This is a genomic window from Gilliamella sp. App2-1, from assembly GCF_001690255.1.
GTDB lineage: Bacteria > Pseudomonadota > Gammaproteobacteria > Enterobacterales > Orbaceae > Gilliamella > Gilliamella apicola_G.
The window spans coordinates 90,978-105,289 of record NZ_LZGR01000012.1 but is presented as its reverse complement, the minus strand read 5'-3'; the positions used below and the strand labels follow the sequence as shown (position 1 = coordinate 105,289).

The 14,312-nt window shown below is 36.6% G+C and carries 12 protein-coding genes; 7 read left to right on the top strand and 5 right to left on the bottom strand.

The annotated features are described in order from the left end of the window. The first annotated feature begins 209 nt into the window (after nucleotides 1–209). A complete protein-coding gene (gene nifJ, locus A9G22_RS01305) occupies nucleotides 210–3,752 on the top strand; it encodes a pyruvate:ferredoxin (flavodoxin) oxidoreductase (protein ID WP_075508194.1) in 3,543 nt (1,180 codons plus the stop codon). A gap of 281 nt (nucleotides 3,753–4,033) precedes the next feature. Then, on the top strand, nucleotides 4,034–5,203 hold the full coding sequence (locus tag A9G22_RS01300) for a pyridoxal phosphate-dependent aminotransferase (protein ID WP_218058710.1): 1,170 nt from the start codon (nucleotides 4,034–4,036) through the stop codon (nucleotides 5,201–5,203). Between the two features lie 81 nt (nucleotides 5,204–5,284). On the opposite strand, the gene A9G22_RS01295 is transcribed toward A9G22_RS01300, so the two are convergent. The 4 genes from A9G22_RS01295 to zapB form a co-directional block, all read right to left on the bottom strand. Next, nucleotides 5,285–5,764 carry a C40 family peptidase gene (locus A9G22_RS01295; RefSeq protein ID WP_075508192.1) on the bottom strand — a complete coding sequence of 160 codons (480 nt, stop codon included), beginning with the start codon at nucleotides 5,762–5,764 and terminating at the stop codon, nucleotides 5,285–5,287. A gap of 7 nt (nucleotides 5,765–5,771) precedes the next feature. Beyond that, nucleotides 5,772–7,127 carry a DUF3482 domain-containing protein gene (locus A9G22_RS01290; RefSeq protein ID WP_075508191.1) on the bottom strand — a complete coding sequence of 452 codons (1,356 nt, stop codon included), beginning with the start codon at nucleotides 7,125–7,127 and terminating at the stop codon, nucleotides 5,772–5,774. Between the two features lies 1 nt (nucleotide 7,128). After that, complete coding sequence (locus A9G22_RS01285) at nucleotides 7,129–8,436, bottom strand: DUF2868 domain-containing protein (protein ID WP_065585833.1); 1,308 nt, start codon at nucleotides 8,434–8,436, stop codon at nucleotides 7,129–7,131. A gap of 78 nt (nucleotides 8,437–8,514) precedes the next feature. Beyond that, nucleotides 8,515–8,760 (bottom strand): cell division protein ZapB, encoded by a 246-nt coding sequence (zapB, locus tag A9G22_RS01280; RefSeq protein ID WP_065585832.1) that lies wholly within the window; start codon nucleotides 8,758–8,760, stop codon nucleotides 8,515–8,517. A gap of 100 nt (nucleotides 8,761–8,860) precedes the next feature. Here zapB and tpiA point away from each other — a divergent pair, with 100 nt between their 5' ends. After that, the gene (gene tpiA / locus A9G22_RS01275; RefSeq protein ID WP_075508190.1) at nucleotides 8,861–9,625 is read left to right on the top strand and encodes a triose-phosphate isomerase; all 765 of its coding nucleotides are present in this window, start codon (nucleotides 8,861–8,863) and stop codon (nucleotides 9,623–9,625) included. A 78-nt stretch (nucleotides 9,626–9,703) separates the two neighbouring features. Here the strand turns inward: tpiA and A9G22_RS01270 are convergent, their stop codons facing one another. Beyond that, on the bottom strand, nucleotides 9,704–9,931 hold the full coding sequence (locus tag A9G22_RS01270; protein WP_065585830.1) for a helix-turn-helix domain-containing protein: 228 nt from the start codon (nucleotides 9,929–9,931) through the stop codon (nucleotides 9,704–9,706). 152 nt (nucleotides 9,932–10,083) lie between these two features. Here A9G22_RS01270 and A9G22_RS01265 point away from each other — a divergent pair, with 152 nt between their 5' ends. The 4 genes from A9G22_RS01265 (at nucleotide 10,084) to purB (ending at nucleotide 14,239) form a co-directional block, all read left to right on the top strand. After that, nucleotides 10,084–10,773 (top strand): LexA family transcriptional regulator, encoded by a 690-nt coding sequence (locus A9G22_RS01265; RefSeq protein ID WP_065585829.1) that lies wholly within the window; start codon nucleotides 10,084–10,086, stop codon nucleotides 10,771–10,773. Nucleotides 10,774–11,052: 279 nt separating this feature from the next. Further along, nucleotides 11,053–12,171 (top strand): tRNA 2-thiouridine(34) synthase MnmA, encoded by a 1,119-nt coding sequence (gene mnmA, locus A9G22_RS01260; protein WP_075508227.1) that lies wholly within the window; start codon nucleotides 11,053–11,055, stop codon nucleotides 12,169–12,171. A 1-nt stretch (nucleotide 12,172) separates the two neighbouring features. Beyond that, nucleotides 12,173–12,820 carry a high frequency lysogenization protein HflD gene (gene hflD, locus A9G22_RS01255; protein ID WP_065585828.1) on the top strand — a complete coding sequence of 216 codons (648 nt, stop codon included), beginning with the start codon at nucleotides 12,173–12,175 and terminating at the stop codon, nucleotides 12,818–12,820. Between the two features lie 48 nt (nucleotides 12,821–12,868). Continuing rightward, nucleotides 12,869–14,239 (top strand): adenylosuccinate lyase, encoded by a 1,371-nt coding sequence (gene purB / locus A9G22_RS01250; protein WP_065585827.1) that lies wholly within the window; start codon nucleotides 12,869–12,871, stop codon nucleotides 14,237–14,239. Nucleotides 14,240–14,312 lie beyond the last annotated feature (73 nt).

Sequence of the window (14,312 nt, the reverse complement as noted above, 5' to 3'; positions counted from 1 at the left end):
AAACAATAACCGATAGTATCCCTACCAAGATACTATGGTTTTGTTTTTTTCAATCGTCATTATTCGTCTATCCAGTAGCTCAAAAACTCAACGGTTTACTCAAGAAATTAATATAAAAATAGCTCAAAGCCATATGACTTTTTGGTACAATAACAAAAAAACATTATAACAAAGTAATGTTATAACACTTTAAAATAAAAGGTTTTTTAATGATCATATCAGATGCAAATAGTGCAGTGTCATCCGTCGCTTATCGTACGAACGAAGTCATTGCTATTTACCCAATTACGCCAAGCTCAACAATGGCTGAACAGGCAGGCACATGGGCAGAATTTAACAAACCAAATGTATTTGGTGACACGCCAAGAGTGATTGAAATGCAGTCCGAAGCTGGTGCAATTGCGACTGTTCATGGTGCATTAATGACAGGTGGGCTAGCAACTTCGTTTACTTCATCACAAGGTTTGCTTTTAATGATCCCATCGCTGTATAAAATAGCGGGTGAACTGACTCCTTTTGTTTTGCATGTTGCCGCGCGTACCGTTGCAACGCATGCTCTTTCAATTTTTGGTGATCATTCTGATGTCATGGCAATTCGGCAAACGGGGTTTGCGATGCTTTGTTCAAGTTCAGTGCAAGAAGCGCAAGATTTTGCCTTAATTTCGCAAATAGCCAGCTTTAATAGCCGCGTTCCTTTTGTTCATTTTTTCGATGGATTTAGAACGTCGCACGAAGTTAATAAAATTTATCCACTTAGCGATGACCAAATCCGTAACTTATTACCACACGAAGCCATTAAAGCCTATCGTACGCGAGCTTTAACGCCTGATAAACCTGTGACACGGGGTACATCAGCCAATCCTGATACCTACTTTCAATGTCGTGAAGCAATAAATACCTATTATGATAATGTCTATCAACATGTTGTTGATGCTATGGACGCTTTTGCAATAGAAACTGGCAGAAAATATCAACCTTTTGAATATTATGGTGCGAGTGATGCCGAGCGCATTATTGTGGTTATGGGTTCAGGGGCAAGCACCACCAAAGAAGTGGTTGATGTATTACTTAAACAAAACGAAAAAGTCGGTGTAGTCACAGTTAGATTATTCCGCCCTTTTTCTGCCAATCATTTGCTAGAGATTATTCCAAGTACTGTGAATAAAATTGCTGTTCTTGATAGAACCAAAGAGCCCGGCTCCCAAGCTGAACCACTTTATTTAGATATTATGACTGCATTTGCTGAAAGTTTATCACGCGGTGAACGTACCAGCATGCCGATCATTGTAGGAGGGCGTTATGGGTTATCGTCTAAAGAGTTTGATCCTCGTTGTGTACTTGCCATTTTTACCGAACTGGGATTAGATAAACCTAAACCACGATTTACCGTTGGTATTTATGATGATATAACTGGGCTTTCTTTACCGTTACCCGAACAATCTATTCCACAAAAATCCGCTCTTGAAGCCCTATTTTATGGACTTGGTAGTGATGGCACAGTGTCGGCAACCAAAAATAATATTAAAATTATCGGTGATAGTTCGCCTTTTTATGTGCAAGGGTATTTTGTTTATGACTCTAAAAAAGCAGGTGGCTTGACTACTTCGCACTTACGAGTTAGCTTGGAACCAATTGATTCCCCCTATTTAATTACCAGTGCCCATTTTATTGGATGCCACCAAGATCAGTTTATCGATAAATATCAAATTGTTGATAAATTAAAAGATGATGGCATCTTTTTGCTTAACACACCCTATAGCAAAGATGAAATTTGGCATCGCCTTCCTAAAGAAGTCCAAGTACAATTAATTCAAAAACGAGCCCATTTTTATATCATTAATGCAACAAAAATTGCACGTGAATGTAATTTAGGAGCAAGAATTAATACTGTTATGCAGGCGGCGTTTTTTCACCTAGCTGGAATTTTTAAAAATGATTTTAATATTACCCAATTAAAAGAAGTCATTGCAAAAAGTTATAGCAGTAAAGGACAAGATTTGGTTGAAAATAACTGGAAAGCACTTGATTTAGCTATAGCCTCACTTGAGCAAATTCCACTTAGCTGTGTTGACCAAAGTAGTGCCATGATGCCTCCAATTGTGCCAGCTAACGCGCCTAACTTTGTTAAAACAGTCACTGCGGCTATGTTAGCTGGTTTGGGGGATAGCTTACCAGTATCAGCATTTCCACCCGATGGTACATGGCCAATAGGCACAACCAAATGGGAAAAACGTAACATTGCTGAAGAAATTCCTATTTGGCAACCCGAACTATGTACTCAGTGTAATCACTGTGCTGTTGCTTGTCCTCATGCGGCCATTCGTGCTAAAGTTGTTGCGCCCGATGATATGGCTAATGCACCAGACTCATTAAGCTCGCTTGAAGTCAAAGCCCGTGATATGAAAGGTCAACGCTATGTGTTGCAAGTTGCCCCAGAAGATTGTACGGGCTGTAATTTGTGTGTCGAAGTTTGCCCTGCTCGTGATCGCAATAATTCTGCAATTAAAGCAATTAACATGCAATCGCGTATCGACAACCTTGATACTCAGCGCACTAATTTTGACTATTTTATGGCATTGCCAGATCGCGATATTAATACGCTTGAACGCATTGATGTGCGTACATCGCAATTACTTACACCGCTATTTGAATATTCAGGTGCTTGTGCTGGTTGTGGTGAAACGCCATACATTAAATTGTTAACGCAACTTTATGGCGATCATTTAGCAATTGCGAATGCCACAGGGTGTTCATCTATTTATGGTGGTAATCTTCCATCGTCACCTTACACAACTGATCGAGATGGTCGTGGACCGGCTTGGGCAAATTCGTTATTTGAAGATAATGCTGAATTTGCTTTAGGGTATCGCATTACTTATGATCAACATAAAAAACGGGCATTGCGCTTACTTGATTCTGTTGCTGGTGACATTTCGCCCGAGATTGTCATAGCGTTAAAATCATCAGAGACATCTATCGCTGAAAAACGGCAACAAGTCGAGTTATTATGTGAACAGCTAGCGCATCTCGACTCAGTTCAAGCGCAAGAGTTGATGCAAGATGCAAATTACTTGATAGATAAATCAGTTTGGGCTATTGGAGGCGATGGTTGGGCTTACGATATTGGATTTGGTGGGCTTGACCATGTCATGAGCTTAACTGATAACGTAAATGTATTGGTGCTAGACACTCAGTGTTATTCGAATACAGGAGGTCAACAATCAAAAGCCACCCCAATGGGCGCTGTATCAAAATTTGCTGATTTAGGTAAGCATAAAGCCCGTAAAGATCTTGGTGTGAGTGTAATGATGTATGGACATGTATATGTGGCACAAATTGCGTTAGGTTCGCAACTAAATCAAACGCTTAAAGCCTTACAAGAAGCTGAAGCATATGATGGACCATCGCTCATTATTGCTTATAGTCCTTGTGAAGAACATGGCTATGATCTTGCTAAATCGCATGAGCAGATGAAAGATTTAGTTAAATCAGGATTCTGGCCTTTGTATCGTTACGATCCACGCCGTATGGCAGAAGACAAACCAGCTTTGGTATTAGATTCAAAAGCGCCAAACAGCGAGTCATTAACTGGTATCTTACTAAAAGAACAGCGTTTTCGCCGTTTAGAAACACTTGAACCCGTGATTGCCAACACCTTGCATGAGCGTTCAACCAAAATGGTGAATTCTAAATATAAGTTTTTGCAGATGCTGGCAACCTATTCAGATATTGAAACACCGGCAGATAGCTAACAGTAACCACGGTACTTAACAAAACATTCCAAAGGACTGTTTATTTATAACAGTCCTTTTTTAAATGCTGTTTTTGAGCAATAAAGCACCATAATTGTGCATATTTAAATCAAGTTAGCCCAAAAAAGTAACCAAACATCATTGCCCTTTTATTATTGATTACTGTACAAATCAAGCACTCTTATCATTTTTAAAAAATTGGTATTATTTTTGCATGGTTAATAATTGAACACATGAGGAACAATTAAAATAGGAGGTGAATCATGGTGTCAAATTTAAATATGAGTAGAAGAAAACTATTAACATTTTCCAGTGCTGCTATAGTGGGATTATCTGTTAATCAACTGTTATCGAAAGCGTATGCTCAAGAAGTACAAAAATCAATTTCATTCTCACTACCTGTGCTTGATAAACTAGTAACCCCAGATGCAACTCATCCTATTCGACTTAATTTTAACGAAAATGCACTTGGCATGTCACCAAGAGCCAAACAAGCAGCTATTGATGCCATACCTAAAGCTAATAGATATGCAAAAGCCGAGATGCCGCTTTTAAATAAAGCATTAGCTAAACATCACCAAGTGGTAGAAAGTCAAATATTATTAACTGCTGGCTCGTCAGAAGGAATCCGCAGTACTATATCCGCTTTTGTAAAACCAGATACACAACTAGTTATACCAGAACTTACTTATGGTGATGGTGAGCATTTTGCAAAAATTTTTAATTTAAAAATAACCAAAGTTCCATGTTTAACTGATTGGAAAATTGATATAACTAGTTTAAAAAATGTAGTTGAAGGATATCGAGGTTTTTCGATTGTTTATTTGGTTAATCCTAACAATCCAACTTCTACAGTGTTTGATCTAAATGAGATCGAATCATGGATAAAAAGTAAACCTAAAAACACAATTTTTATTTTCGACGAAGCTTATGCCGAATTTGTTAATGATCCTACTTTTGAATCAGCAGAGAAATTTATTACACAAAAATATGAAAATATTGTATTGCTTAAAACATTTTCTAAGATTCATGCAATGGCTGGATTACGTGTAGGTTACATTGTTAGCACAGAGGCAAACATAAAAAATATATCCCAGTATGTGGCAGGTGAAAAATTAAACTATTGTGGTGTTTGTGCGGCATTAGCATCGATAAATGATACTCAATATTTGACCTACTCCAAAAAAGTGGTTGATGTGTCACGCGATATTATGGAAAAAGTATTGTCAGAGTTGGGAATACATTATCTTAAATCAGAAACTAATTTTATGTTTCACAAAACACCAATTGGGTTAAATGATTATCGGGAATTAATGAAACAAAAATTCATATTAGTTGGTCGAGATTTTGCCCCTGCAACCAATTGGTGCCGTATATCACTAGGCACGCCAGGTGAAATGCTTTATGTAGCAAATGTAATACGCGAATTAAGAGAAAAATCGATGATTTAATTATAGAGAGGAAACAATTAAAACTCTCTAAATATGATCGATTTAAAGAGTTTTAATTTATGATTTAAATAAATCTTGATATTAGCTATCGGTTATACGTCGTGTCATCCAGTAATGCTTCTTCCAATAACTTTCATACAAGCTTGAATAAGTTACACCTTTTGAACTTGAAGCATGTAAAAATTTACCATCAGTATAATAGATACCAACATGTAAACCACTACGGCTACGTCCTGTTTTAAAGAACACCAAATCGCCTGCTTTAGGAGTGTTCACCTTGACACCTAATTTAGCTTGCTCAGCAGCGCTTCTCGGCAAGTTTTTTGAAAGTTTGTTTTTGAAAAAGTTCATCACCAAAGCAGAACAATCACTACCGGCTAAAGTCGTACCACCGTACCGATACGGCGTATTTTGCCATTTTTTATAGTGAGATTCTATTTTAGCTAACATAGTTGGATTAGATTTTGTATTTATAACAGAAATTTGACCGTGGCTGGTACTACATCCAAATAACATAAACAGAGAAAAGATCAATGTGGTTATAAAAAAAAGTTTATTCATACTACTACTAAAGTTGCTGAGCAACGTTCCTAATAGTCGATTGTCTTTTTTTGTCATTTCTTTTTGTTCCTTTATTTAACGTCGACCAATGCGAATAACGTCTAGCTACCTTTAAACAGTTAGGTAACACACCTTTTTCCCAATCGGTTTTATCTAATTTAGATAACCTAACTGGGCTGGTGTCCGCATGGCTGCGATGATTTAAACTTTCTTTAAGGCGAATTAAACGCAAAGAAAGAAAACAAATAATAACATCATCAACACTTAATTTACTGTATCCAGAAAGATGATAACGCATTCTAGCACCATAATGTTTTGCTGTTTGCATTAAACTACCCATCGCGGCACCAATTAATGTAGCTGAGCCGAGCGAAAGCCCTCCGGTTGCTAAGTCAATACTAGCACCAATCGTTGCACCTGACACAAAGCCTTTAGTTAAATGAATACCCATCGCTTTTAGTGCATCAACATTAAAAAGGTCAGCCTTATAGCGACCTTTAATTAAAGGCAAACTTTCTTCGCTCTCTTGAGTTGAATCAAATTGATACAATTTTAGTAATTCGTTGATCACTATTTGTTCCCGCTTTCTAACTTTATTTTGCATAGCAGTAATTGCTTTTTTATCGTCTAATTTAGCCATTTCGTAAAAGGCGGTAACATCAACGAGCGTTTCAGCAATAATCCAATTAGCAGTTTGATTACGAGAATCACGAATTTGTGCGATTTTATCTAGCCAATTATCTAATATTTTTTTAGCAGGCTCAACCAGTAAAGCAAGGCTATGATACAAACGCTCCTCGCCGTCCAAGGATGGGAATACAGCATCAAACCTTATAATAGCATGAATCCCAATCCGTGAAAGCAAACTTTTCCATTCTTTTTCATTTTGATCATTATCAGCGATAAAATTTAAAACCGCTAATATAGGTTTATCACTATTGGATAAAATAGCTAATTCATCGTGATATTTGGCCAATACTGGTTCACGCACATCTATCACATAGATAGATGCATCGCTATTTAATATTTGTCTGATAACTTTAGCCTCTTGATTAAATGCGTTTTCGGCTTCTGGGCTTTGTAAAAAAAGTGTCAATCTATCAATGCCATCAAGTTTTGCGTTGGCGGGAAATAGGTGGTTAATGTAATCATACAGCGCTAAACTGTCTTCTAACCCTGGGGTATCATAAAAAACAATCGATTGATTATGATCTAGTGGTAATGTTATTGATTCAACATGTCTTGTGGTACCCGGACGATCGGACACATGACCAAAATGACTATTACGGATTAAAGTACGTAATAATGACGTTTTGCCAACATTTGCATGACCCACCACGGCTAATTTTAACGTTGATAGCATATTAAATATCCTCGATTAGCCAGTCAGGTTCAGCTAACTGAAAAGATAGCGATTGCCAATTATGGTACTGTTTGCCTTGATTAATAAACCAGATACGAGTTTGCTGTGATTTATTAATCAGCTGATTAATAAAATTCAATAACCCTCTATCAGGTGTTCTATCGGTATCAATTGCAATTAATAGTTTTTTGGCTGGTATTAATTGCAGATAATCTAACATGTTACCGCGCTGTTCACGAGTATTCAAAAAACCTAAAAAAGAAACAGATTCAGGAGAATGCCAACTTTCTTGTACATCTATGGCAACCAAAAATGCCCCCTCACCGTCTTCAATTGAATGTGTAGGCAAATGCCATTGGTAGCCATCATTACCCAATTTATCGGCATCTTCAATATTAACAAACAGTGGCTGTAATTGATTTGCTAATATTTGATAATCAGGATGCACAATATTTAGCTCAATTCGATGACAGCTAATCAGCCAATTAACACCACAAAATGCCATACATAAAAATCGTACTACTAATCCATAAACAATAAACACACCAAGCAACCAAACAGCCCATGATGAGCGTACATCGCCAGCGCTTAACGCATGTTCGCTTAGCTTTATAACTTCGTCTTTAGGGATTTCGAAACCAAATAACGACGGTAAATAACCTAAATAGTGAGTTAGTGCAATAACCGTATCCGAACTGAGCAAAGTAGTTTGCCATTCAAAACTATAATGTTTGGTTGAAAATAGTACAACTAATACCAATAATGCACTGCTTAAAATCACAGTCCAAAACAGATTAAGTACAAAACCGATGAGCCAACGAATGCGCACGCCAAACAGCTCAACAAACGCCGGTATAAGTTGCTGTACTGTCTTTTTTTGAGATAGTTTTTTAGCTAACCATAACCAACAATGAATCAATAAACTACCACCAAAATTAGCAAAAAATAAGAACGAACTCAACCAAATAGATAGTGTAATTAGATGCACACCTAATAAACTAAAAAGTGCCCAATACAGGTTGATAGGATTTTGACTTAACGCCCCCAACGCTAAAGAGCTACCCAAAAAAATAGATAATACTAGCAATAATGCAAACGATAGCTTTACCGATCGCAATAGTATTTTTTGCGCCAAATATAGCCCATTTTGTTTAGACAACATAGTTGCTCGCATCACAATTCGATCTGTGAGCGGTATTTGTTCTACTCTTACTTGTCGGTTGATGTCTTGGTCAGCAAACCGCCCAGATTTGGTTTCAATTAAATGAATCGTTTCGGTCAGCCAGAGTGATTTTAGCTTTTGTCGCATTAGACTCAATCTTCGCCATTATTCTCAATAAAATATAAAAGAAACGCGACCTAAGTCGCGTTAAAAAAATCAAGTTAATTACTGTGTTATTTCACCAATTTTGCTTAATAATGTTTGAATACGCTGTTGCCATGCTTGCTGATCTTGTTTTAGTTTTTCGTTTTCGTCGCGTAGCGCTTTCATTTCATCAGAACTCTCATTAATCAGTTGTTCCAACTCTTGATTACCTTGCTTTAATGTTGCGATCTCTTGTTGTAATGTATTGATAGTATTTACAGTATGTTGGATACGGCTTTCTAATTGATTTAGTATTTCTAATGACATATTTTTCCTCAAGCTTAATTTATTTGATGTATAATAGATAGCATTATAACCAATTCATTCTGAAATCAACACCTTTTTAAATCTTAAGTTGGAGAAAATTATGCGAAAACCTCTCGTTATGGGTAACTGGAAACTCAATGGTAGCCTCGATATGGCTAAAAACTTAGTCACAGGACTAAAAAATGAGCTATCAAACGACACAGCATGCGATATTGCAATTGCGCCTCCTGTGGTCTACCTTGATTTTGTAAAGCACCAATTAGGTGAATCTAATATTATTTTAGGTGCACAAGATGTGGGTGTTAATTTGTCGGGTGCTTTTACCGGTGAAGTATCAGTAAATATGTTAAAAGAAATTGGTGTGACTCATATTATCATTGGCCATTCTGAACGTCGCACTTATCACAAAGAATCTGATGAGTTTATTGCTAAAAAGTTTGGTGTAATTAAAGAGGCTGGTTTAGTGCCTGTATTATGTATTGGTGAAACCGAAGCTGAAAACGAAGCAGGTCAAACGCATTCTGTTTGCGCACGTCAAATTGATGCAGTAATTAAATCGATTGGCGTTCAGGCTTTTAACGGTGCGGTTATTGCTTATGAGCCAATTTGGGCGATTGGAACTGGCAAATCAGCAACGCCAGTACAAGCACAAGCAGTTCACAAATTTATTCGTGACCATATCGCCAAACAAGATGCAAAAGTGGCTGAACAAGTAATCATTCAATATGGTGGTTCTGTTAATGATAAAAATGCAGCAGAACTATTTGCGCAACCAGACATTGATGGTGCATTAGTTGGTGGTGCATCATTAAAAGCTGACGCATTTGCAGCAATTGTTAAAGCAGCTGAAAAAGCTAAAAAATAAGTCAAAAACGTAATAAATTACAAAATAGCAAATAATAAAAAGACGCTTATTAGCGTCTTTTTATTATTGAAACTAATATTATTTTTTAGCTTTTGGCTGATAGCGTGATGGCCAAATTTGCTCAACAGGAACTTGCAAATAGTCAGAAATTATTCGCTCATACTTAGGACAATGCCGATATAATGCGTTTCTTAAAGTATCCGCCTGCAATCCGCTATCTCTTGAAAGCGCTCTTAAATTTCCGCCTCTAATTTTAATTTCGCCAACAACTCTAGATGCTGTCCAGTCTTGATCTTGCTCTCTCATTATGAGATCCTCTATTGGTTAAATTTTTTGTCATTGTAAAGATTATCGGTATTACAATGTTTATAAAGATAAAAAATTACCAACAAAGAATATCACACAAAAAAACGAATTAAAACATAAAAAAACAAAAAATATATGGAATGTAATAGAAAATGAATAAAAGCAAAGTAAAAAAGCAAGATGAGAAAGAAAAAACACGAATCTTGACTGATACAGGAGTAATTAACTTTAGGAATAGATTAAATCTAGTATTAGAAGGTATATCTGGCAATGCCTTCGCCAAAAAAGTCGGCATGTCAGAAGCGGTAATACGCGATTACCTATCGGGCAAAACCTATCCAGCATTAAATAGATTAGCCATTATTGCCCAAAAATGTGATGTCCCTATTGAGTGGTTAGCAACAGGAAAAGGAGAATGTCGATTATTACCAGACTCTGAAGGCCGTGGCTCAGTACATATTCCATTTCATCATATAAATGAAATGGGTAAATCATATTCCCAAATCAAATCAATTCCATTTGATGTTACTTTAATAAAACATCAAGGTTGCAACCACGAAGACTTAACCGCCGTATGGGCTAAAGGCGATAGCATGGAACCCACGATATCAAACCATGATATTCTTATTATCAATAAAGCACATTACAAACCTATTGATGGCTATTTGTATGCTGTTGAATATGAAGATCAAATCAGTATTAAACGCATTCAGAATCAAGGAGCCAATTTAGCATTACTTTGTGATAATCCTAAGTATCCAGCCATCATTGGTGATAAGCACGGACCACAAGAGTTTAAAATTATTGGGCTTGTTGTTTACCTTTTAAAAGATCTTAACTAACGCTCATTTAACCTTTATATAATTACAGCTTTATAAACGCTGGTTTATAAAGCTATTTTAATCTGGTGCAATTTCATTTTTTTCTACGGCAATCAATACATTAAAAAATGGCAAAAAGTTTCAGAAATGTATACGTTTCAGTATAAAGCTAGTGTAAAATTAGTATAAAAAACAAATCAACACAGCAATCGTTGTCTGCATAACTTTATGCTTTTTCCGCTAATTATGTTAAAATTAGTGTCAAAATTTTTATTAATTTTATCTATTAATATAATAACTATGTCAAATATAAATACTCGAAAAAAAGTCGTTGTCGGCATGTCTGGCGGCGTGGATTCTTCTGTTTCAGCTTATTTATTGCAACAACAAGGATACGATGTTGTTGGATTATTTATGAAAAATTGGGAAGAAGACGATACAGAAGAATATTGTTCTGCTGCTGTTGACCTAGCGGATGCACAAGCAGTTTGTGATAAATTAAATATCAAATTACACACTGTTAACTTTGCTGCCGAATACTGGGACAACGTATTCGAACATTTTTTATCGGAATACAAAGCAGGGCGAACGCCAAATCCTGATATTTTATGTAATAAAGAAATTAAATTTAAGGCTTTTTTAGAATATGCGGCTGAAGATCTCAATGCTGACTTTATTGCCACAGGGCATTATGTTCGTAAACGTGAAACAGGCAATAAAGTTGAATTATTACGTGGGATCGACACTAACAAAGATCAGAGTTACTTTCTTTATACCCTAAGCGAAGCACAAGTAAGTCAAAGCTTATTTCCAGTTGGTGAACTTGAAAAAACTGAGGTACGCAAAATTGCGCAGCAGCTTGGCTTAGCAACTGCAGCTAAAAAAGACTCAACTGGCATCTGTTTTATTGGTGAACGTAAATTTAGTGACTTTTTAGCTCGATATTTACCTGCTCAAGCAGGTAATATTCGCACTGTTGATGGAAAGGTTATTGGTCAACATCAAGGTCTGATGTACCATACGTTAGGACAACGTAAAGGACTGGGTATTGGTGGCTTAAAACAAGCCGATGATACACCATGGTATGTAGTTGACAAAGATCTTATCAATAATGAATTAATTGTGGCACAAGGTCATGAGCATCCTGCGCTATTTTCCGAAGGACTAATTGCACAGCAACTCCATTGGGTCGACCGTAAAGTAGTAACCAAACCATTTAGTTGTACCGTAAAAACGCGCTATCGCCAACTAGATATCGCTTGTCAAGTTATCCCACTAGACGATGACAAAATCAAAGTCATTTTTGATAATCCTGTTGCGGCTGTTACGCCGGGTCAATCTGCCGTCTTTTATAAGGACGAAGTCTGCCTTGGTGGAGGTATTATAGAGGAACGGATTAAAAGCATTAAGGAGTGCTAGAGTGGATAATAAATATAATCATATTACTATTGCCCTTGCTGGTGCAGTGCAAAGCGCAATATTGGTGCCTCAACTTGCTAACACCGGGAGTTGCACTGCCACTCTGTATGAACAAACCATTAAAAGTGTGTTTAAAACCTCACCCAAAACAACGGATGATGTTTATGATGGCATTAAAAATATCAAAACAGGGTTACAAACGCTCATACAATTATTATCGTCAGAACAAAAAGAACAAGTCCAAATTATACGTTATCTGTTTGGTACGCTTAGTATTACAAGCAAATTATTAAAAAATAATGACGCATTAGATAAGATAGACCAGCGATTAAAACGCATTGCAGGACTTTATTCAGAGATGAATGATGAAACTGTTAGCGCTAATGTTGATGATCTGTCCTATTCATTAGCGGGAATTTATTCTGATATCATCAGCCCAATATCAACTAAAATTAAAGTGATTGGCAAAGTCGAATTTTTGCAAAACACATTAGTACAAGCAAAAGTAAGAACAGCACTTTTGGGGTGTGTTCGATCGTCCATATTATGGTATCAAGTTGGTGGCAATCGCTTTCAGTTTATTTTTAGCCGTAAACGCATTTGTAATGCTGCACAACAGCTATTAGACCAAATTAATCGAGCAATCTAATTTACACTTTATAACTGATATTTCAAATATAGTAACGGAGTTAAACCGATGGAATTATCTGCACTCACTGCCCTTTCGCCAATTGACGGACGTTATGGTAACAAAACAATAGAGCTACGCACTATTTTTAGCGAATATGGTTTATTAAAATACCGCGTTCAAGTCGAGATTTGTTGGTTACAAAAGTTAGCCTCGAACGCAGATATTTTAGAGGTTCCAACCTTAAGTCAAGCAGCTATTGATCACCTTAATCAAATTGTTGACCAATTTAGTGAGCAAGATGCAAATCGCATAAAAGAAATCGAAAAAACCACTAATCACGATGTCAAAGCGGTAGAATATTTTTTAAAAGAAAAAGTCAGCACCAATAAAGAATTACATGCGGTTAATGAATTTATCCATTTTGCCTGTACATCAGAAGATATTAACAATTTATCTTATGCGTTAATGCTAAAAACAGCTAGAGAAGATGTCTTAGTGCCATATTGGAATAAATTGATTGATAAAATTACTTCGCAGGCAAAAGCCTATCGTGATTTACCGTTACTTTCAAGAACGCACGGCCAACCCGCTACGCCATCAACTATCGGTAAAGAATTTGCCAATGTAGCCTACCGACTAAAACGTCAATTACAACAACTACAATCGGTTGAAATACTGGGTAAGATTAATGGAGCCACAGGCAATTATAATGCGCATATTGTAGCATATCCACATGTTAATTGGCATAAGTTTAGTGAGGATTTTGTTAGCTCACTAGGATTAAAATGGAATCCTTATACGACCCAAATCGAACCACACGACTATATTGCCGAGTTCTTTGATTGTATAGCGCGCTTTAATACCATTATGATTGACTTCGATCGTGATATTTGGGGATATATTTCATTAAATCACTTTAAGCAAAAAACCATTGCTGGCGAAATCGGCTCCTCAACGATGCCACACAAGGTTAACCCAATTGACTTTGAAAATTCAGAAGGCAACTTAGGAATTGCCAATGCAATCATGAACCATTTAGGTAGCAAATTACCCATTTCTCGCTGGCAACGCGATTTAACTGATTCAACAGTACTACGTAATCTAGGTGTAGGTATTGGTTATGCCATTATAGCTTACCAATCAACTTTAAAAGGCTTAAATAAACTTGAAGTCAATCAAGACTACTTACTTGAAGAACTGAATCGCAACTGGGAAGTATTAGCTGAACCCATTCAAACAGTAATGCGACGTTATGGCATTGAAAAGCCATACGAGAAGTTGAAAGAACTGACTCGTGGTAAACGAGTGGATGCAAAAGGTATACAAGAATTTATTGACTCGTTAAATCTGCCCGAAAGTGAAAAAACACGATTAAAGCAGTTAACACCGGCTAACTATGTTGGTTATGCTGTTAGCTTTGTTGATAATTTAGAATAACAACTTAAAATCAATCAGCCTAATATTGGTCACACTGTGTTAGGCAATATTGACTTTCATGTAATCGCATTAA